Source organism: Aromatoleum evansii, from assembly GCF_045689615.1.
In the GTDB taxonomy this organism is placed as follows: domain Bacteria; phylum Pseudomonadota; class Gammaproteobacteria; order Burkholderiales; family Rhodocyclaceae; genus Aromatoleum; species Aromatoleum evansii.
Genome location: NZ_CP141259.1, coordinates 510,827 through 530,268 on the forward strand (window position 1 = coordinate 510,827; position 19,442 = coordinate 530,268).

Below are 19,442 nucleotides of genomic sequence, written 5' to 3' on the forward strand. Positions count from 1 at the left end.
TCAGGCTCCTTGTCGGGCTTCGTCCCACAGCCGGCGCACGAGCCGCTTCGCCAGCAGCGGCGTCGCGCGGCGACGGTAGGGGACGCTCACGAGCGTCGTCTCCATCGGCTGGATGCCGCGCTTGAGGTGACGTTCCATTGTAGCGAGCGCGGCGTCGTCGAGCGGCTTGCCGACGAGTTCGTCGAGGCCGGCGATGAACTCCGGGCGCGAGGATACGCCGGTGCAGGCGACGCGCAGCTCGCCGATCAGCTCGCCGTCGCGGCGCAGTGCCACGGCGACGCCCCCGAGCGGGAAGTCGATCGCGCCGCGCACGCGGATCTTCTCGTAGGCGCTGGTGCGGCCGGCGACGAGGGGCACCATCACCGCGACCAGCAGCTCGTCCGGGCCGAGCGCGAGCCAGGCCATGCCGTCGTCGATGTAGAAGTCGGTGAGCGGAAGACGGCGCAATCCCTGCGGGCCGAGAACTTCCACCTCGGCACCGAGCGCGAGCAGGGCCGGCGCGACGTCGCCGCTGAAGGCCGCGTAGCAGCGGCTCGACTTCGGCGCGACGCGGCAGACGTCGCCGGAGCGCTTCATGCAGAAGTCGTTGCCGCGGCGCCAGTCCTCGCTCTGGTTGTAGTACTGGCAGCGGGTGTCGAGGCACAGGTTGCCGCCCAGCGTCGCTGCGCGGCGGTGCGTGGGCCCGGCGACGGCCAGCGCGGCCTGGGCGAGCGCGTGCAGGCGGGCGACGACGGTCGGGTCGGCCGAGAGCGTCGCGAGCGTGACCCCGGCGCCGATGCGCAGAACGTCGCCGTCGCGGCGTAGTTCGCGGATCTCATCGACGCCGCCGAGGTCGATCAGGACTTCGGCGCCGGTCAGACCGCGGCGCATGTTCGGCAGCAGGTCGGTGCCGCCGGCGATGAAGCGGCTGGCGGGAAACTCGCCGCGCAGGCGCACCGCGTCGGCGGCACTCGTCGCACGCATCAGACGGAATTCGGACAGGGCGCCCATCATGCCTCTCCTTGGACGGTAGCCGGTGCGATGGCACCGGCGCGGGGTTTGCGGTTGAGCGCGTCGAAGACGCGATCCGGGGTGAAGGGAAGTTCGCGGATGCGGCGGCCGGTGGCATCCTCGATCGCCGCGGCGATCGCGGGCATGACGCCGGCGAGCGGGCCCTCGCTCGCTTCCTTGGCGCCGAAGGGGCCGTTGGGGTCCATGCTCTCGACGATATGCACGTCGATCTCGGGCGACTCGGCCATCGTCGGCACGCGGTAGTCGAGCAGGCTGACCGCCTTGTGGCGGCCGTTCTCGTACACCGTCTCCTCGGAGAGCGCTTGGCCCATGCCCATCCACACTGCGCCCTGCACCTGGCCCTCGACCGACATCGGGTTGATCGCGAAGCCGCAGTCGATGGCTGCCCACACCTTCTCGACGGTGACGGTGCCGAGTTCGGTATCGACCGCGACCTGCACCGCCTGCGCCGCATACGAGAAGCCCATCGTCGAGCCGACCGCGCCGCCGCGCAGCTTGCCGCCCTGGAACTCGACCGGGCAGGTGAAGGTGCCCTTGACGGTGAGCATGCCGGTGTCGACCAGCGCTTCCTCGACGATCTCGTGGAAGCCGATCTGGCGCGCCGGATCGCCGACCACCGCGGCCGCCTCGCCCAGCCAGTCGACCTCGGCCTCGGCGACCTGCAGGCGCTTCGCCGCCGCGGTGACGAGCACGCGCTTGAGATTGCGTGCGGCGTCGGCCGCCGCGTTGCCGACCATGAAGGTGACACGCGAGGAATACGAGCCGTTGTCCTTGGGCGTGAGCGCGGAGTCGGTGGCGATGAGGCGCAGGCGGCGCTGGGCGACGCCCAGCACTTCGGCGACGACCTGGGTGATGATCGTCGACGAGCCCTGGCCGATGTCGGAGGCACCGGTCAAGATCGTGATCGCGGCGTCGAAATCGACGCGCAGCGCGATCGTAGCGTGCGGCTGGCCGGTGAAATGCACCGGTTTGGCCGAGCCGCTGACGAAGTGCGAGCAGGCGATGCCGATGCCGCGGCGGATCGGGCCGTCGTCGCGGGGACGTGCAGCACGCTCGCTCCAGCCCGACGCCTCTTCGACCCAGTCGAGGCATTCGGGCAGGCCGTAGCTCATCACCTTCAGGCCGTTGATGGTCTCGGTCGGCGCGACGAGCAGGTTGCGGCGGCGCACCGCGAAGGCGTCGAGGCCCAGCTCCGCGGCCATCGTGTCGAGCAGCGATTCGAACGCGAAGCGCACGTTGACCGTGCCGTGGCCGCGCATCGCGCCGCAGGGCGGGGTGTTCGTATACACACGGTAGCCGTCGTACTTCACTGCGGGCAGGTCGTACAGGCCGTTGAGCAGTGCGCCCGAATACAGGATCGTGACGAGGCCGTAGCCGCCGTAGGCGCCGCCGCGCTGTACGACTTCGGCCTCGCACGCGGTCATGCGGCCGTCGCGGGTGAGGCCGAGCTTCATGCGGATATGGGTCTGCGGCCGGCCGCGGTGGGTCAGGAAGGCCTCCTCGCGGCTCTGCAGCAGGCGCACGGTGCCGCGCGCGGCGCGGGCGAGCAGCGCACAGATGATCTCGAAGTTGAGCGTCTCGACGCGGTGGCCGAAGCCGCCACCGACGAAGGGCTTGATGACGCGGATGTAGGCCGCGTCGAGGTTCATGCAGCGCGACAGCGATTCATGCACGTAGTAGGGCACCTGGGTCACAGACCACAGGGTCAGGTGACCGCGTTCGGCGTCCCACGCGGCGAGCGAGGCGTTGGGCTCCATCATCGCGTGATGGACCTCGGCGCACTCGAACACCTCCTCGCGGATCAGGTCCGCCGCGGCGAAGCCGGCGGCGGTGTCGCCGAACTCGTTATGCACCTCGCGCTCGATGTTGCCTTTCTTGTTGTCGTGCAGCGGCGCCGCGTCGGCCTTGCGCGCGTCGGCCGCCTCGAAATACGCCGGCAGCTCGCGCACTTCGAAGCGGATCAGCGCGAGCGCGGCGTCGGCGGTCGCCTCGTCGACCGCCGCGACGGCGGCGATCGGTTCGCCGATGTAGCGGATGCGGCCGCGCGCGAGCGGGAATTCGTTCTGCGCGATGGGGATCACGCCGTAGGGCGTGTCGCATTCCTCGCCCGTGATCACCGCGCGCACGCCCGGCAGCCTGAGCGCCGCAGTGATGTCGACGGCGACGATCTCGGCATGCGCCCACGGGCTGCGCAGGATGCGGCCGACGAGGGCACCCTGGGCGGGCAGGTCGGCGGTGTAGCGGGCGTTGCCGGTGACCTTGTCGACGCCGTCGATCAGCGGCATGCGGGCGCCGACGCCGTCCGGCCTGTCGCTGGCCTGCCCGGTGTGGCGCAGGGCGCGCGGCAGGGTACGTTCAGGCGCGTTCATGTCGGCACCTCCGCGGCTTCTCCGCAGCGCGTCGCGGCCTCGACCGAGTCGAGGATCTTCACGTAGCCGGTGCAGCGGCACAGGTTGCCGGCGAGCGCCGCGCGGATCTCGTCGCGCGAAGGCTGCGGATTGCGCCGCAGCAGCGCCTCGGCGGCCATGATCATGCCCGGCGTGCAGAAGCCGCACTGGGCGCCGAGATGTTCGTGGAAGGCGCGCTGCAGGCGCGACAGGTTGCCGGCGGTGCTCAGACCCTCGATGGTCTCGATGTGGCGCCCCTCGACGCTGTGCGCGAGCGTGCTGCACGCCAGGCGCGGTTCGCCTTCGACCAGCACCGTGCAGGCGCCGCACTCGCCGCCGTCACAGCCCTGCTTGGTGCCCGTGAGGCCCAGCGTGTCGCGCAGGTAGTCGATCAGCAGCGCATTCTCGGCGACCGCATCCTCGCGCGGGCGGCCATTGACCATCAGTGTCAGCAGTTTCTTCACATCGCCTCCTGTCCCGCGGCCAAGTCCGGCGGGCTGTATTGTTTGACATCAAACAATTTAACGTATGGCGATGCTAGCACCGTCCGGTGCGAACGAAAATATGAAGGTGCATGCATAGCCGGCATGCCCTTCGTGACTGGCAAGGTATTGAACTGAAACGATTATTTTGCGAGTGGAAAGACCAGTCGACCTTGCCTCGGGCAAGGTCCGGGCCGCGATTTTGCGTCCCGGCTGCCGCCGGCTCGAGCGAATTGAACGATCGACTGCGGTCCGCCTAGAGCCCGGCGTGATCCGATGCGCGCCTGCGCCCCGCCCCGCCCCGTGCCGGCATCCGGCACGGGGCGGGCAAGGGACTGAGGCGGCTCAGCGGCGCGATGTCGTCACCGGTAGTGGCCGTGGCGCTCGAGCACCTCGATCTTGTAGCCGTCCGGGTCCTGGATGAAGAAGAAGCGCGCGAGCAACTCGTCGCCGCGCTTGAATTCCTTCACCGGTGCCGGCTCGTAGCCCTTGGCCGTCAGTTCGGCGTGGCGCGTGGTGACGTCCGGCTCGACGACGGCGATGTGGCCGTAGCCGGTGCCGTGCGTGTAGGCCTCCTCGCGGCCCTTGTTGAGCGTCAGCTCGAGTTCGTAGTCGTTTTCCGCATTGCGCAGGTAGACGAGCGTGAACTCGGGAAAGTCTAGGCGGTGCGATTCGCGCAGGCCGAGGACGTCTTCGTAGAAGCGCATCGATTTGTCGAGATCCAGCACGCGGATCATGCTGTGGATGATTTTGGCCATGGAGATTCCGGTGGGTTGGGGAAATACCTGCTGCGCGTCGGTTTCGGCGCCGGCTGCCGCGGGACGGAGCAGGCTCAGGACCGGCCCGCCACCGCGACGATCCGCGGCGGCGCCAACTGAGGTGCCGGCGCCGGCTCGTTTGGGAGGGCACGCTCCGCCGCGGTGAGCTTGCGTCGCAGGTGGCGCATGCAGGTGATGCGCAGGAAGGAGGCGAAGTTCGGCACCTCGCCCCGGTGCGCAAGGATCTCGTCGTGGAAGCTCACGACGAGATGGTTGGTCGTGCAGTGCTCTTCCTCGGCCATCTCGGCGAGGATGTCCCACACCATGTTCTCCAGCCGGATGCTCGTGAGCACGCCATGGATGCGGATCGTGCGCGTGCGCTGCTCGTACTGGATCGGGTCGGCTTTCACGAAGTATTCACACATGTGTCGTTCCCCTTGCCCCGGTTCAGAGCGCCCGTTGGCTCATCAGGGTGGCGATGTGATCCGCTTGGCGGATTGCGAGGGCGACGATCGTCAGCGTCGGGTTCTCCGCGCCGCCGGTGGTGAACTGGCTGCCGTCCGAGATGAACAGGTTGGGGATGTCGTGCGTCTGCCCGTACGCGTTGCACACGCTGTCGGTGGCCGAGGCGCCCATGCGGCAGGTGCCGAGGTTGTGCGTCGAGGGATAGGGCGGCGTGCGGAAGCTGCGGATCGCGCCGGCGGCCTGGTAGACGCGCTCGCCCTGCGTGTAGGCGTGCTTGCGCATCGCAACGTCGTTCGGGTGATCGTCGAAGTGCACGTTGGGCACCGGGTTGCCGTACTTGTCCTTGACGTTCGCGTTGAGCGTGACGCGGTTGGTCTCGCGCGGCATGTCCTCGCCGACCAGCCACATGCCGGCGAGCTGGCTGTAGTGTTCCATCCACCACGCGAACTCCGCGCCCCAGCCGCCGGGGTTGAGGAAGGCCGCCATGAAGGGCACGCCGAGCGACAGCGTCTCCATCTCGTAGCCGCCGACGAAGCCGCGTTTCGGGTTGTTGCCCGCTTCGTCGCCGACGATGCCGGCCATCGTCGTGCCGCGGAACATATTCACGGGCTCCTTGAACGCCGCGTACACCGAACCGGTCATGTGGCGCATGTAGTTGCGCCCGACCTGGCCCGATGAATTCGCGAGGCCGTCGCGGAACTTGTCGCTCGCCGACAGCAGCAGCAGGCGCGGCGTCTCGATCGAATAGCCGGCGACGCACACGATGCGCGCCTTCTGCCGCTGCTCCTGTCCGGCCTTGTTGAAGTACACGACGGCGCTCACCTTGCCGGCGGCGTTGTGCTCGATGCGCGTGACGTGGGACTCGGGACGCAGGTCGAGGTTGCCGGTCGCCTCGGCCTTCGGCAGTTCGGTGTAGAGCGTGGACCACTTTGCGCCGCTCTTGCAGCCCTGGAAACAGAAACCGATCTGCTGGCAGCTGCCGCGGCCGTCGCGCGGCTTGCTGTTGATGGCCATGCGCCCGGTGTGTACCTGCTTGTAGCCGAGCTTGGTCGCCCCGGCGTGCATCACCTTGAAATTATTGTTGCCCGGAAGGCCGGGAATGCCGTGGGTGCGCGTGACGCCCATCTTGTCCTCGGCCCTGTCGTACCAGGGCTCGAGGTCCTTCAGCGTCAGCGGCCAGTCCATCAGGTTCGCGCCCTTGATCGCGCCGTAATGCGTGCGCGCCTTGAACTCGTGTTCCTGGAAGCGCAGCGAGGCGCCCGCCCAGTGCGTCGTCGTGCCGCCGACTGTCTTGCAGATCCACGCCGGCAGTCCGGGAAAATCCTTCGCGATGCGCCAGCTGCCCGAGGTCGTGCGCGCGTCGAGCCACGCCAGCTGCGAGAAGGATTTCCACTCGTCGTTGATGAACGTCGCGACCGATTGCGTGGCTCCCGCCTCGAGCACGATCACCTTGATGCCCTTCTGGCACAACTCGTTCGCGAGCGTGCCGCCGCCTGCGCCTGAACCGATGATGACGACCGCGGAGTCGTCGTCGAATGCGATCTTCGCCATGTCCTGCCTCCGGATGTCGTGGTGTGCGGGGTGCCGATCAGCCCAGGAAGGGCGGCGGGCTCGCATCCGCGGGCGGGTCGGGCAGCCACTTCAGATCCTGGAAGCCGCGCCGGATGTAGCCGCCCTTGCTGAAGGATTCGCCGGGGTAGCCGAAGGCCGTCCACGTCATCTCGTTGTCGTACAGGGCGGTCACGCACTTGCCGCGCACGGTCGCGAAGAAGGGCTTGCCTTCGATCGCCTTCACGGCGGCGAGTTGCGCGGCGGGCTTGGCCTTGGCGAACGCGCCACCGGTCGCGCGGTCGAGGCCGGCGACGCCGTCGCGCAGCAGAGTGGCCACTTTCGGGTCGGCGGCCGCCATTGCGTCGAGGTCCTTGACGAGCAGGGCGTAGACGGCATCGGGGAGCTGCGCATGCGGATACAGCACGCGGCCGAACTTGAGCAGGGTGTCGCCGGTGGCGGTGTCGAGCGCCTTGAGCTCGAGGGCCCAGGCCCGCGAGGGCGCCAGCGCGGCGATCGGCGCGCCGATCGCCAGGGTGCCGAGCAGGATGCCCGTGCCTTTCAGGAATTCCCGCCGTGTCAGCGGCGCTTGCTGCACGGTGCTTGCGGCCGACGCTGCACCGCCGCTCGCCGTGGCGATCCGGATCGCTTGCATGGTTCGTCTCCTCGTTGCATCGGGGTCTGCGTGCCCTGAGTGCGGAGCAGTATTCCATCGCGGTGCGGCGCGTGGGTAATACGCCGGTACCTACGTCGCAGGCGTTGCCGCGATGTCGCCGCAACGCCAATGCCCCTGCTGAAAGCATAGGCATTGGCGTTGCAGGGTGCGAACCGATTTTTTCGAATGCCGCCGTGCAGCGGCGTACGCCTCGCGTCGGGCGTGTGTGCTCGATCGCGGGCGGCCTGGCGGCCGCGGGATTCAGCGTACGTGGTGCGTCGCTTCGGCCGCGTGGTGGTGGCCGGCGTGCGGACGATGGTGCGTGCGCGGGCCGACCAGGCCGCCGACCAGCATGCCGAGTGCGCTGGCGACGAGGCCGACGAGCTGGGGCTCGACGTCGCCTTCGGGCGCGAAGAATTCCAGCATCAGCCAGGTGCCGAGGCCGAACAGGATGGAGAGGCCCGCGCCGAGGTTGTTCGCGCGCGACCAGAAGAGGCCGGCGGCCAGCGGCACGAAGGCGCCGGCGAGGGTGATGCGGTAGGCGTTCTCGACCATCTGGTGGATCGAGGAGTCTGTATACACGGCGTAATAGGTCACCAGCGCGGTGAAGCCGACGACGGTGCTGCGCGTGGTGAGCAGCAGCAGGCGGTCGCTCATGTGCGGCACGAAGCCCTTCACGACGTTTTCCGAGAAGGTCACCGAGGGCGCGAGCAGGGTGCCCGAGGCCGTGCTCATGATCACCGACAGCAGCGCGCCGAAGAACACCACCTGCGCGGCGAAGGGCATGTGGCCGAGGATCAGGTTGGGCAGGATCAGCTGCGAGTCCTCTTCCATGAAGCGCGTGACCATCTCGGGGTCGATCATCGTCGCGGTGTAGGCGAGGAAGAGCGGCACGGACGCGAAGAAGAAGTAGGACAGGCCGCCGAGCGTGGTGCCCCAGATCGCGACGCGCTCGTTGCGCGACGAGTTCACGCGCTGGAACACGTCCTGCTGCGGGATCGAGCCGAGCGCCATGGTCGCGAGCGCCGCGATCCAGGCCAGCATGTCCATCGGGTCCAGCGTCGGCAGGAATTCGAACTTGCCTTCGGCCGCGGCCTTGGACATGACGGCGGTGAAGCCGCCGGCCATGTCCCCGGCGATCCAGGTGACGTAGAGCAGGCCGAGCACGATCACGATCATCTGCACGAAGGTCGTCAGCGCGACCGACCACATGCCGCCGAACAGCGTGTAGATGAGCACCGTGCCGGAGCCGATCAGCACGCCCTGTGTCATCGAGATCGCGCCGTCGGAGAGCACGTTGAACACCAGGCCCAGTGCGGTCATCTGGGCGCTCACCCAGCCGAGGTAGGAGACGACGATGCACAGCGACAGCACCAGCTCGGTCGTGCGGTTGTAGCGCACGCGGAAGAAGTCGCCCAGCGTCAGCAGGTTCATGCGGTACAGCGGGCGCGCGAAGATCAGGCCGAACAGCACCAGGCACAGCGAGGCGCCCAGCGGGTCGGAGATCAGACCGCGGAAACCCTCCTCGAGGAAGGTCGCCGAGATGCCGAGCACCGTCTCGGCGCCGAACCAGGTCGCGAACACCATCGCGAGCACCATGTACATCGGCAGCGTGCGGCCGGCGACGATGTAGTCGCGCGCGTTGTGCACCCGCGTGGCGGCGTAAAGGCCGATGCCGATGGAGACGAGCAGGTAAGCGATCACGAGCCAGAGCAGCATGGCAGGCCTTCCGGAAAAGTGGGTCGAAACAGCGCGTTGATGACGAATCGGGGCGGAAGTGTATCAACGATTTTCCCGCGATGGGCAAGCGCCATCGCGCGCACCGGAACGGTGCGCGGCCGGATGCTCCGAGGGGGGCGCTACGCGGGCAGGGGCCCCGCGTCGTGATGCTGTGCGGCGTTGGCGAGCGTATCGATGACGACGCTTGCCGCGTGGTCGAGTTCGGCCTCGGTGATCACCAGCGGCGGCGCGAAGCGGATCACGGTGTTGTGCGTGTCCTTGGTCGCGATGCCGCGCGCGAGCAGCAGTTCCGCGGCGACCGGCGCGCGCAATTGGGCCGGGTCGAGCTCGATGCCCACCAGCAGGCCGCGCCCGCGCACCTCGCGCACGCAGGGCAGGCGCGCGTCGCGGAAGCGGGCCATGAGGCGCTCGCCCAGGCGCGCGGCATGTTCCCAGGGACGCGTCTCCTCGAGGATGGCGAGCACTTCCAGCGCGACGGCCGCGCCGAGCGGGTTGCCGCCGAAGGTCGAGCCGTGGTCGCCCGGCCGGAACACGTCCATCACCGCGGCGTCGGCGAGGAAGGCCGACACCGGCAGCAGGCCGCCGCCCAGCGCCTTGCCGAGGATCAGCCCATCCGGATGCACGCCCTCGTGGTCGCAGCCGAGCAGGCGTCCGGTGCGGCCGAGGCCGGTCTGCACTTCGTCGGCGATCAGCAGCACGTTGTGGCGCCGGCAGATCTCCGCGCAGCGCGCGAGGTAGCCCGTCGGCGGCACGATGATGCCGCCCTCGCCCTGCACGGGCTCGACGAGGAAGGCCGCGGTCTCGGGCGTGATTGCCGCCTCGAGCGCGTCCGCGTCGCCGTAGGGGATGCGCCGGAATCCGGCGGGGAAGGGGCCGAAGCCGTCGCGATACTGCTCTTCCGACGACATGCCGACGATGGTGATCGAGCGGCCGTGGAAGTTGCCTTCGCAGGCGATGATCTCCGCGCGGTCGGGGGCGATGCCCTTGACCTTGTAGCCCCACTTGCGCGCCGTCTTGAGCGCGGTCTCGACCGCTTCCAGTCCCGTGTTCACCGGCAGCACGCGCTCGTAGCCGAGCAGGCCGCACAGGCGCTCCATGAGCAGTGGCAGGCGGTCGTTGGAATACGCGCGCGAGGTCAGCGCGAGGCGCTGCGCCTGGTCGTTGAGGGCGTGCAGCAGGCGCGGGTTGGCGTGGCCGAAGCTCACCGCCGAGTAGGCGCTCATCATGTCGAGGTAGCGCCGCCCCTCCACGTCCCACAGCCAGATGCCCTTGCCGTGATGGAACACGACCGGCAGCGGCGCATAGTTGTGCGCGCCGAATTCGCGCTCCTTGGCGCGCAGCAGGTAGGTCGAGGGCCCCAGCGCCGCGCCGGCGAGGTTCGCGACCCAGTCCGCGCACATCCCGCCGGGATCGCGCTCGGGCAGGTACTCGACGATCTCCATCGCGACGAAATCGCCGCAACCGCGCAGCGCGAGCAGCGCCGCGCACAGCTCGTCGGGCGCGATGCCGTCGTGCTCGGGGCAGGTCACGGCGGGGAAGGCGGCAGCGTCCAGCGCGTCGAGGTCTATGCTGACGCCGAAGCCGGCCGTGCGCTCGCGCACCACGCTGAGCGCGTCGCAGAACACGGCGGCGATGCCGCGTTCGCGCACTTCCGCCATGTCGAAGACCTGCACGCCGAGGCGCGTCAGGCGTTCGTGCTCCTCGTGCTCCCAGGCGCGCGCGCCGATGATCACGACGTTCGCGGGGTCGAGCTTCGGGCCGCCGACGCCCGTGAGCGCCGCATCGCCTTCGCCGAGCAGCGCGGCGAGCGGCATGCCGTGGATGTTGCCCGAGTGCGTGCTGCGCTCGGTGTGGCTGTCGAGGTGGGCGTCAATCCAGATCAGGCCCAGCGCGCCGCGTGGCGCCAGGCGACTGGCGACGCCGCGCCAGGTGCCGATGCCGACGGCGTGGTCGCCGCCGATCACGAGCGGGAACACATCGGGTGCGAGGGCCGTGAGGTGGTCCGCAACGCGCTGCGCGAGTGCGCCGACCGCGTCCAGGCGCTCGCGCATCGACGCGCCCGGCGCAGGTGTCGCCGCCGGCACGAGGGTCTCACGCCAGCTCGCGGCGATGCCGGTGCCCTTCAGGCGCTGCAGCAGGCCGTGGTGCTCGAGTGCGGCCGGCCCGGCGGCCGGTCCGTGGCCGGGGGCGCCCAGCGCGGAGGCGACGCCGATGACCTGCACGATGGCGCGCAGGTCGGCATGCGGCGGGACGTGAAGCGGCGCGGAGTGTGTCATGGCCATCCTCCCTGCCCGCGGCGGGGGCGGGCGAATAGTCGATGCGCTTATGCGTTCGACGCAAGGAGGGGGGATTCGTTCAGGTACGGACGGCGAGCGTTATACGGGGCGTGACGGATTGCGCATCCGCGGCGCGGACGTGCGGGTGCGGCTATCAATCCCGCAACCCAATACCGTTCGGGCTGAGCCCTTCGACTTCGCTCAGGACAGGCCTGTCGAAGCCCTGTCCATGCCCTTCGACAAGCTCAGGGCGAACGGCTGCATCTGATTGCCGTCTTGATAGCCCGATTGCGGGCGGCAGCGATCAGCCGAAAAGCCGATACAGCTCCAGCCCGACCAGCGCCGCGAGCAGCGCCGACACCAGCCACAGCACGCGCCCCTGCGTGCGCTGCGCGCGGGCGACGCGTTCCAGTTCGCCGCTCTGCACCTCGTGGCGGTGCGCGGTCGAGTCGAGCACGCGATGCACGAGACGGGGGATCTGCGGCAGCGTGCCGGCCCAGGAGGGCGCCTCGTCCTTGAGGTTGCGCAGCAGGCCGCGCCAGCCCATCTGCTCGTCCATCCAGCGCTCGAGGAAGGGCTTGGCGGTCTTCCACAGGTCGAGGTCGGGGTCGAGCTGGCGCCCCAGGCCCTCGATGTTGAGCAGCGTCTTCTGCAGCAGCACGAGCTGCGGCTGCACTTCCATCTCGAAGCGACGTGCGGTCTGGAAGAGGCGCAGCAGCGTCTTGCCGAAGGAGATGTCCTTCAGCGGGCGGTCGAAGATCGGTTCGCACACCGCGCGGATCGCGCTCTCGAACTCGTCCACGCGGGTGTGTGCCGGCACCCAGCCGGCCTCGATGTGGGCGCGCGCGACGCGGTTGTAGTCGCGCTTGAAGAAGCCGAGGAAGTTCTGCGCGAGGTAGCTCTTGTCCTCGGCATTGAGCGTGCCGACGATGCCGAAATCGAGCGCGATGTAGCGTCCGTCGGCATGCACGAAGATGTTGCCGGGGTGCATGTCGGCGTGGAAGAAGCCGTCGCGGAACACCTGCGTGAAGAAGATCTCGACGCCCGCGCGCGACAGCGCCTTGAGGTCCGTGCCCTGCGCGCGCAGCGCGTCGAGCTGCGAGATCGGCACGCCGCGCATGCGTTCCATCACCATCACGTTCTTGCCGCACCAGTCCCAGTGCACCTCGGGCACCTGCAGCAGCTTGGAGTTGGTGAAGTTGCGCCGCAGCTGCGAGCAGTTCGACGCCTCGCGCATCAGGTCGAGCTCGTCGTGCAGGTACTTGCTGAACTCGGCGACCACTTCGCGCGGCTTGAGGCGCCGTGCTTCGGGCCACAGCTTCTCCAGCAGCGTCGCGGCGGTGTCGAGCAGCGCGAGGTCGTGCTCGATCACCGGCTCGATGCCAGGGCGCAGGATCTTCACCGCGACCTCGGTGCCGTTCGGCAGGCGTGCGAAGTGCACCTGCGCGACCGACGCGGAGGCGACCGGCGTGCGCTCGAAGTCGACGAAGACCTCGTCGACCGGCTTGCCGTAGAAGTCCTCCAGCACCCTCAGCGCCTGCTCGGTGGGGAAGGGCGGGACGCGGTCCTGCAGCAGCGCGAGTTCGTCGGCGAGGTCGGGCGGCAGCAGGTCGCGGCGCGTCGACAACATCTGGCCGAACTTCACGAAGATCGGCCCCAGCGATTCCAGCGCCCGGCGCAGGCGTTCGCCGCGCGGTGCCTTCGGGTGGCGCCAGAAGAACACCACGTGCCACAGCTTCCCCAGGCGTCCGCTCGTATCGGCTTCGAGCACCATCTGGTCGAGGCCGAAGCGCAGGCCGACGGTGATGATCTTGGCAAGACGGAAGAGACGCACTTTGGATCGCCGGGCGGGGGAAAGGGCGGACTTTAGCCCGAAGGCGCGTGCGAGGAAAGGGCACGGCGCCGGCAATCGCGCGAACTGCCCGGCGTAGCTTGGTGTGGGAGCGGCTTGGTGTGGGAGCGGCTTGGTGTGGGAGCGGCTTCGTGTGGGAGCGGCTTCGTGTGGGAGCGGCTTCAGCCGCGAATCGGCGCCTGGCGAGCCCCGCCGGTCGATTCGCGGCTGAAGCCGCTCCCACGGGGAAAACGCCCCGCGTGCGGGGCGCAGGGGCCGGTCAGAACGGCACGCGCACCCCCAGCGTCAGGTTGCGCCCCATCAGCGGTGCGGCGTTCTTGATGAAGGAGGTGTGGCTGAACGCGAGCTCGTCGCCGAGGTTGCCCGCCTTCATGTAGACCTGCCACGGCTGCGCGCCGAAGCGCCCGGTGTAGCTCGCCGAGAGGTTCACGATGCTGTAGCCCGGCGTGTCGCTCTCGAAATCGGCGACCCGGTCCTGGCGGCCGACGCGGTACCACTCCAGCTCGCCGCTCCAGCCCTGCCAGCGGGCGTCCGCGCGCAGGCCAACGCGGTGCGCGGGGATGCGCGGCAGGTCGCGGTCGCCGGCGCCGCCGTCGAAGCGCGCATGCACGTAATCGCCGAACAGCGTCGCGCCGAAGATGGCGTTCAGCCGCTGGCGGATCTGCCCCTCGACACCGGTGAACACCGCGTCGCGCTGGGCGTACTCGACGAGTTGCAGGCCCTCGACGGCATCGAGCGTGCGCGCGTGGATGAAGTCCGACACGCGGTTGCGGTATGCGCCGATGCTGAAGCGGGTATCGCCCGCCGTCTTGCGCAGGCTGAGGTCGATGTTGTGCGAGGTTTCCGCCTTCAGGTCAGCGTTGCCGCGCTCGAAGGTTGCGGTCGCCAGATGCAGGCCGTCAGCGTAGAGCTCCTCGGCGGTCGGCAGGCGCTGCGCGCGCGACAGCGACAGCCCCAGCGCATAGCCCGGCACGAAGTTCCACACCGTGCCGAGCGACACGGAGCTGCCGTCGTGGCTGCGGTCGCGCGCCGCCGCATCGACGTCGATCGCCTGCCACTCGCGCCGCACTCCGGCCTCGAAGCGCCAGTCGCCGGTCGTGTATTCCTCGACCAGGAAGGCCGCGTTCCGCCGCGTGAGCGTCGGCGGCACGTAGGCCTCCTCGCCGGTCGCGCGGAAGTCGCGCCGCGAGCCCTGCAGGCCGAGCACGCCGCGCCAGCCGGCCAGCGGGGCGTGCTCGAGCTCGATGCGGCCGTCATGGGCGCGGTTGCGGAAGGTCGTCGCGATCGCGCCGTCCTCGACCTCGTGATGGCGGTAGTCGGTGTGGCTCGCGCGCACGCGCAGGCGCGTGAAGCCGGCGAGAGGCTCCAGGTACTCGCCGCGCAGGTCCCAACGCTCGCTGTCGAGCTTCACGACCGGCACGCCGCCTTCCTCCTCGTGCTCCTCCTCGCCTCCCTCGTGTTCGGGGCACGCGAGCGCATTGCCGGCGACCGAACACTCCTCTATGCCGTGCGCGTGGCCGGGCAGGCCGTAGTCGTTGCGCTGGTGCGTGTATGCGAGGCCGAGATAGCCGCGCGCGCCGACCCAGGACATCCCCAGGCTGCCGGTCTCGGTCTCGTTGAAGCTGCCGTCGACACGGCGCCCGCCGGTCCAGCCGTCGCCGACGCGGTAGTCGCGCGCGTCACGCTTGAGGCCCTCGGCGTGGACGGCGAAATTGCCCGAGCCGGCAGTCAGCTCGAAGGCGCCCGCGGCCTCCCGCGCGGCCGTGTTGCCGCGCAGTTCGATGCTGCCCTCGACGCCGCGCGTCGGCACGGCCATCGGGATCTTGCGGTCGAGCACGTTCACGACGCCGCCGATCGCCCCGCCGCCGTAGGCGAGGGCCGAGGGGCCGCGCAGCACCTCGATCTGCTCGGCGAGCATCGGCTCGGCCACGGTCGCATGGTCCGGGCTCACCGTCGAGGCGTCCATGATCTCGCTGCCGTCGGACAGCAGCTTCACGCGCGCGGCGTCCATGCCGCGGATCACCGGTCGGCTCGCCCCCGCGCCAAAGGGGCTGGCGTTGATGCCGGGCTCGCGCGCGAGCGTCTCGCCCAGCGTCGCATCGCGGCGCAGCACGAGGTCCTCGCCTGCGAGCACCGTGACGGGCGTGCTCATCGCGTCGCTGCCGAGAGCGAGGGCGCTCGCCGACACCGTCACGGCCGGCAGCTCGGCTGTTTCAGCCGCGGCCGCGGCAAACGGGGTGGAGCTCCATGCGAGCAGCAGCGACAGCGCAAGGGGGCGGGGGAGGGGGCGTGCAGAAGGCGTATTCGTATTCATCGTTGTGTCCATGGCCGTGCCTTCGCCACTGCGGGCGAAAGCGGCCGGCACGCGCCGCCCGGTGGCGGACGCATGCCGGTTCATTGATCGGGGAATGCGGGAGGGGGCTCAGGCCCGCAGCAGGGCGGCGGGCGGAGCGCGGCAGCGCGGCGCGAGGCCGTCGCGCGCCGGGGTGTCGGCCGAGCGGAAGCGCGCCGGCGCAAGGGACTCCCCGTCCGCGCCGCAAGCCGGACCGCGGTCGGTCAGCGGCAGGTCGAGTCCGCTGAAGGACAGGCAATCGACGCAGTACGCGAGGTGGCGTGCGCCCTCGTCGGGCTCGAAGCCGGCGCTCCGCCCGTTGCGCGCAGCGGAGACTTCCGCGGTGTGGCCGATGACGTGCATGAGCGCGGCGCCCTGCACGAGGAGCAGCGCGAGCGCGAGCGACAGCCGCAACACGAACGCCAGCGGTCCCCGCACGGGATTCCGTCGGGCGCCAGGGGGCACGGAGGAGGAGGGCGCGTGGCGACTCGACATGGGCCGGCGATTCTAGGCGGGGCCGCCGGTCGGTGCAACTATGTTGCGTTTTCCTTCTGCAGGGCGGACGGCGCCGCAGGCATATCCGGTCACCCGGCCGCCACGGGAACGTCGGTCCCGGGTCTTGGCGGGCGATCCGCTATAATCGCGCGTTTAGTTTCTTTTCCGAGTGCCATGAGCGCCGATCCGAAAGTCCAACTTGCCGACCTGCTGCGTGCCGCGCTGAAGAGCGTCGCCCCCGACCTGAGCGAAACCCCGATCCAGCTGGAACGCCCCAAGCAGGCCGGTCACGGTGACTTCGCCACCAACCTCGCGCTGCAACTCGCCAAGCCGCTGCGCCGCAGCCCGCGCGACCTCGCGAACATGCTGCTGGCCGAGCTGCCCGCCTCGCCGCTGGTGACGAAGGCCGAAGTGGCCGGCGCCGGCTTCATCAATTTCACGCTCAACTCCGGTGCCAAGACCTCGGTGGTCGCCGACGTCCTCGCGCGCGGCGCGGAGTTCGGCCGCGGCGCCCGACTCGGCACCAAGGTGCAGGTCGAGTTCGTCTCCGCCAACCCGACCGGCCCGCTGCACGTCGGCCACGGCCGCGGCGCAGCCTACGGGGCGTCGCTGTCCGCGGTGCTCGACTTCGCGGGCTTCGACGTCACGCGCGAGTACTACATCAACGATGCCGGCCGGCAGATGGACATCCTCGCGTTGTCGACCTGGCTGCGCTACCTCGCCTTCCACGGCATCGAGATCGACTTCCCGCCCAACGCCTACCAGGGCGACTACGTCATCGAGATGGCGCGCGAGATGCGCGAGGGTCACAAGGACCGCTTCGCCAAGGTCACAGCCGCGCAGATCCTCGACGGCGCGCCGGGCCTGCCCGCGCCCGAGCGCAAGGACGACGAGGCCAAGAACCAGCGCGAGGAGCACCTCGACGTGCTGATCGCCAACGCCAAGCGCCTGCTCGGCGAGGACTACCCCTTCGTGCATGGTTTCGCGCTCAACGAGCAGCTCGGCGACGGCCGCGACGACCTGCACGAGTTCGGCGTGCATTTCGACAAGTGGTTCTCGGAGAAGAGCCTGTTCGACACCGGGCTGGTCGAGCGCGTGGTGACCGAGCTGGAGAAGCGCGGCCACATCTACGTGCAGGACGGCGCCAAGTGGTTCCGCTCGACCGCCTTCGGCGACGAGAAGGACCGCGTCGTGCAGCGCGACAACGGCCTGTATACGTACTTCGCCTCCGACATCGCCTATCACCTGAACAAGTACGAGCGCGGCTTCGATCGCGTCATCGACATCTGGGGCGCCGACCACCACGGCTACATCCCGCGCGTGAAGGGCGCGATCGCCGCGCTGGGCCTGCCGCCGGAGAAGCTCGAGGTGGCGCTGGTGCAGTTCGCGGTGCTGTATCGCAACGGCCAGAAGGCGGCGATGTCGACCCGTTCGGGCGAGTTCGTGACGCTGCGCGAGCTGCGCCGCGAAGTCGGCAACGACGCGTGCCGCTTCTTCTACGTGCTGCGCAAGAGCGACCAGCACCTCGACTTCGACCTCGATCTCGCCAAGAGCCAGAGCAACGAGAACCCGGTCTACTACGTGCAGTACGCCCACGCGCGCGTGTGCTCGGTGCTGCAGCAGTGGGGCGGCGAAATCGGCGAGCTCGCCGCGGCCGAGCTTGCGCGCCTCGAGAACGAGCGCGAACTGGCGCTGTGCGCACGCCTGGGCGCCTTCGCCGAGCTGATCCAGAGCGCCGCCGCCGACTACGCGCCGCACCAGATCGCCTTCTACCTCAAGGACCTCGCCGGCGAATTCCACAGCTGGTACAACGCCGAGCGCATGCTGGTCGAGGACGAGGGGCTGAAGCTCGCGCGTCTCGCGCTCGCCGCCGCCGTGCGCCAGGTGCTCGCCAACGGCCTCGCGCTGCTGGGCGTGTCGGCGCCGCAGTCGATGTAACCGTCGGAGAGTTTCGTGAGTCGTGACCGCAAGCCCAGCAGGAAAGCCAGCCGGCCGGCGAAGAGCCGCGGCGGCGTGATCGTCGGCATCTTCATCGGACTGGTGCTCGGCGCCTTGTTCGCGGCCGGGGCCGCGTGGTACTTCACGCGCAATTCGCCGTTCCAGACGCCGACGGCGCCGGCCCCCGCGGCTGCACGGCCGCCCGCATCCGACCAGCCGGCCTCGCTGCCGGGCAAGCCGGGCGACCGGCCGGTGGTGAAGCCCGACTTCGAGTTCTACAAGATCCTGCCGCAGGGCGAGGGTGCCCCCACCGAGGCGAAGCCTGCCGCACCGGCCGCCGCGGCGCCGGCTGCGCCCGAGAAGCTCTACCTGCAGATCGGCGCGTTCGAGAATCCCGCCGAGGCCGACAACCTGAAGGCCAAGCTCGCGCTGAGCGGCATCGAGGCGAGCGCGCAGCGCGCGCAGCTGCCCGACGGCCGCACGATGCACCGGGTGCGCATCGGCCCCTTCGCCAAGCCCGAAGACATGAATCCGGTGCGCGCACGCCTGTCCGATGCCGGCTTCACCGCGACGGTCGTCAAGGGCAATCCCTGAGCGACGCTGCACGCCGCCGGTCGATATGCCTATAAAATTTCGGGAACAACTCTCAGGGTCTGCCGTCTGAGACCCTGTCATCAACTCGGGAGTATTGAATGAATCGTCGTGCCGCACTCAAGCAGCTGTCCGCCCTGACCGCCTTCTCCGCCCTCGGTGGCGCGGCCTGGGCCCAGAAGGCCGGCCAGCCCTTCCAGACCCTGGCCACCAAGGTGCCGACCGAGGTCGCCGGCAAGATCGAGGTGATCGAGTTCTTCTCCTACGGCTGCCCGCACTGCCACGACTTCGAGCCCCTGCTCAACACCTGGACGAAGACGCTGCCGGCCGACGTGAACTTCGTGAAGGTGCCCATCACCTTCAACCGCCCCGAGTGGACCAACCTCGCGCGCATCTACTACACGCTCGAAGCGATGGGCGAGGCGGCGAAGCTGGGACCGGCCGTGTTCGCCGCGATCCACGAGCAGAAGCGCCAGCTGCAGAAGGAAGACGTGCTGCTCGAGTGGGCCGGCAGCGTCACCGACTCGAAGCGTTTCAGCGACACCTGGAAGTCCTTCGGCGTGCAGTCGCGCGTGCAGCGCTCGAACCAGATCGCTGCCGCCTATCGCGTGGCGGGCGTGCCGATGATGGCCGTGGATGGCCGCTTCATGGTGTCGGCCTCGACCGCCGGCAGCCACGAGGGCATGCTCAAGACCGTCAACGAACTGGTCGCGCGCGTGCGTTCGGAGAAGGGCAAGGGCTGATCGGCCGCTGGCGGGGCGCCGCCGCGCCCCGCCAGCGGGGGCGGCCTTGTGGGAGCGGCTTCAGCCGCGAATCGGCGGTGCCGCATGTGACTCGGCTCATTCGCGGCTGAAGCCGCTCCCGCAGGTTCGACGGGCGGTTTTTGGTTAAGCGCCCACCCCCGACACTTCA

Annotated in this window: 16 protein-coding genes; 4 read left to right on the plus strand and 12 right to left on the minus strand. The window is 69.4% G+C overall.

Annotated elements, in window-relative coordinates; translation table 11 throughout:
• From hcrB to rocD, 9 genes are all read right to left on the minus strand, one after another.
• Nucleotides 1-993, minus strand: a complete 993-nt coding sequence (hcrB, locus tag U5817_RS02175; RefSeq protein ID WP_407279568.1) for a 4-hydroxybenzoyl-CoA reductase subunit beta — start codon at nucleotides 991-993, stop codon at nucleotides 1-3.
• Nucleotides 990-3,380, minus strand: a complete 2,391-nt coding sequence (gene hcrA, locus U5817_RS02180; protein ID WP_407279569.1) for a 4-hydroxybenzoyl-CoA reductase subunit alpha — start codon at nucleotides 3,378-3,380, stop codon at nucleotides 990-992. The genes hcrB and hcrA overlap by 4 nt, the downstream gene beginning before the upstream one ends.
• Nucleotides 3,377-3,862 (minus strand): 4-hydroxybenzoyl-CoA reductase subunit gamma, encoded by a 486-nt coding sequence (gene hcrC, locus U5817_RS02185; protein WP_407279570.1) that lies wholly within the window; start codon nucleotides 3,860-3,862, stop codon nucleotides 3,377-3,379. Before hcrC ends, hcrA begins: the two co-directional genes overlap by 4 nt.
• A gap of 380 nt (nucleotides 3,863-4,242) precedes the next feature.
• On the minus strand, nucleotides 4,243-4,638 hold the full coding sequence (locus tag U5817_RS02190; RefSeq protein ID WP_407279571.1) for a VOC family protein: 396 nt from the start codon (nucleotides 4,636-4,638) through the stop codon (nucleotides 4,243-4,245).
• Between the two features lie 74 nt (nucleotides 4,639-4,712).
• The gene (locus U5817_RS02195) at nucleotides 4,713-5,063 is read right to left on the minus strand and encodes a ribbon-helix-helix domain-containing protein (RefSeq protein WP_169130345.1); all 351 of its coding nucleotides are present in this window, start codon (nucleotides 5,061-5,063) and stop codon (nucleotides 4,713-4,715) included.
• Between the two features lie 22 nt (nucleotides 5,064-5,085).
• Nucleotides 5,086-6,654, minus strand: a complete 1,569-nt coding sequence (locus U5817_RS02200; protein ID WP_407279572.1) for a GMC family oxidoreductase — start codon at nucleotides 6,652-6,654, stop codon at nucleotides 5,086-5,088.
• Nucleotides 6,655-6,691: 37 nt separating this feature from the next.
• Nucleotides 6,692-7,306 (minus strand): twin-arginine translocation signal domain-containing protein, encoded by a 615-nt coding sequence (locus U5817_RS02205; protein WP_407279573.1) that lies wholly within the window; start codon nucleotides 7,304-7,306, stop codon nucleotides 6,692-6,694.
• Between the two features lie 261 nt (nucleotides 7,307-7,567).
• On the minus strand, nucleotides 7,568-9,025 hold the full coding sequence (locus U5817_RS02210) for a sodium:solute symporter family protein (RefSeq protein WP_407279574.1): 1,458 nt from the start codon (nucleotides 9,023-9,025) through the stop codon (nucleotides 7,568-7,570).
• 140 nt (nucleotides 9,026-9,165) lie between these two features.
• A complete protein-coding gene (gene rocD, locus U5817_RS02215; RefSeq protein WP_407279575.1) occupies nucleotides 9,166-11,322 on the minus strand; it encodes an ornithine--oxo-acid transaminase in 2,157 nt (718 codons plus the stop codon).
• Between rocD and U5817_RS02220 the strand changes: the two genes are divergently transcribed.
• Nucleotides 11,321-11,590 carry a hypothetical protein gene (locus U5817_RS02220; RefSeq protein WP_169130355.1) on the plus strand — a complete coding sequence of 90 codons (270 nt, stop codon included), beginning with the start codon at nucleotides 11,321-11,323 and terminating at the stop codon, nucleotides 11,588-11,590. The two genes, rocD and U5817_RS02220, sit on opposite strands and share 2 nt — an antisense overlap.
• A gap of 36 nt (nucleotides 11,591-11,626) precedes the next feature.
• Here U5817_RS02220 and ubiB read toward each other — a convergent pair whose 3' ends face one another.
• From ubiB to U5817_RS02235, 3 genes are all read right to left on the minus strand, one after another.
• Nucleotides 11,627-13,156 (minus strand): ubiquinone biosynthesis regulatory protein kinase UbiB, encoded by a 1,530-nt coding sequence (gene ubiB / locus U5817_RS02225; protein ID WP_169130357.1) that lies wholly within the window; start codon nucleotides 13,154-13,156, stop codon nucleotides 11,627-11,629.
• A gap of 277 nt (nucleotides 13,157-13,433) precedes the next feature.
• Nucleotides 13,434-15,488, minus strand: a complete 2,055-nt coding sequence (locus U5817_RS02230; protein ID WP_407279576.1) for a TonB-dependent receptor — start codon at nucleotides 15,486-15,488, stop codon at nucleotides 13,434-13,436.
• 108 nt (nucleotides 15,489-15,596) lie between these two features.
• Nucleotides 15,597-15,944 carry a hypothetical protein gene (locus U5817_RS02235; RefSeq protein ID WP_407279577.1) on the minus strand — a complete coding sequence of 116 codons (348 nt, stop codon included), beginning with the start codon at nucleotides 15,942-15,944 and terminating at the stop codon, nucleotides 15,597-15,599.
• A gap of 231 nt (nucleotides 15,945-16,175) precedes the next feature.
• On the opposite strand from U5817_RS02235, the gene argS reads away from it, so the two are divergent.
• From argS to U5817_RS02250, 3 genes are all read left to right on the plus strand, one after another.
• Nucleotides 16,176-17,939, plus strand: a complete 1,764-nt coding sequence (gene argS / locus U5817_RS02240) for an arginine--tRNA ligase (protein ID WP_407279578.1) — start codon at nucleotides 16,176-16,178, stop codon at nucleotides 17,937-17,939.
• A 15-nt stretch (nucleotides 17,940-17,954) separates the two neighbouring features.
• The gene (locus U5817_RS02245; RefSeq protein WP_169130365.1) at nucleotides 17,955-18,533 is read left to right on the plus strand and encodes an SPOR domain-containing protein; all 579 of its coding nucleotides are present in this window, start codon (nucleotides 17,955-17,957) and stop codon (nucleotides 18,531-18,533) included.
• Between the two features lie 98 nt (nucleotides 18,534-18,631).
• Nucleotides 18,632-19,273: a thiol:disulfide interchange protein DsbA/DsbL gene (locus tag U5817_RS02250; protein WP_169130367.1), complete on the plus strand. Its 642-nt coding sequence runs from the start codon at nucleotides 18,632-18,634 to the stop codon at nucleotides 19,271-19,273.
• Nucleotides 19,274-19,442: the final 169 nt, after the last annotated feature.

Bases quoted from the DNA above. Each gene is read 5' to 3' on its own strand.
- hcrB (WP_407279568.1), bottom strand. From the start codon at position 993: ATGATGGGCGCCCTGTCCGAATTCCGTCTGATGCGTGCGACGAGTGCC.
- hcrA (WP_407279569.1), bottom strand. From the start codon at position 3,380: ATGAACGCGCCTGAACGTACCCTGCCGCGCGCCCTGCGCCACACCGGG.
- U5817_RS02190 (WP_407279571.1), bottom strand. From the start codon at position 4,638: ATGGCCAAAATCATCCACAGCATGATCCGCGTGCTGGATCTCGACAAA.
- U5817_RS02195 (WP_169130345.1), bottom strand. From the start codon at position 5,063: ATGTGTGAATACTTCGTGAAAGCCGACCCGATCCAGTACGAGCAGCGC.
- U5817_RS02200 (WP_407279572.1), bottom strand. From the start codon at position 6,654: ATGGCGAAGATCGCATTCGACGACGACTCCGCGGTCGTCATCATCGGT.
- U5817_RS02205 (WP_407279573.1), bottom strand. From the start codon at position 7,306: ATGCAAGCGATCCGGATCGCCACGGCGAGCGGCGGTGCAGCGTCGGCC.
- U5817_RS02210 (WP_407279574.1), bottom strand. From the start codon at position 9,025: ATGCTGCTCTGGCTCGTGATCGCTTACCTGCTCGTCTCCATCGGCATC.
- U5817_RS02220 (WP_169130355.1), top strand. From the start codon at position 11,321: ATGGCCATCCTCCCTGCCCGCGGCGGGGGCGGGCGAATAGTCGATGCG.
- rocD (WP_407279575.1), bottom strand. From the start codon at position 11,322: ATGACACACTCCGCGCCGCTTCACGTCCCGCCGCATGCCGACCTGCGC.
- U5817_RS02230 (WP_407279576.1), bottom strand. From the start codon at position 15,488: ATGAATACGAATACGCCTTCTGCACGCCCCCTCCCCCGCCCCCTTGCG.
- argS (WP_407279578.1), top strand. From the start codon at position 16,176: ATGAGCGCCGATCCGAAAGTCCAACTTGCCGACCTGCTGCGTGCCGCG.
- U5817_RS02250 (WP_169130367.1), top strand. From the start codon at position 18,632: ATGAATCGTCGTGCCGCACTCAAGCAGCTGTCCGCCCTGACCGCCTTC.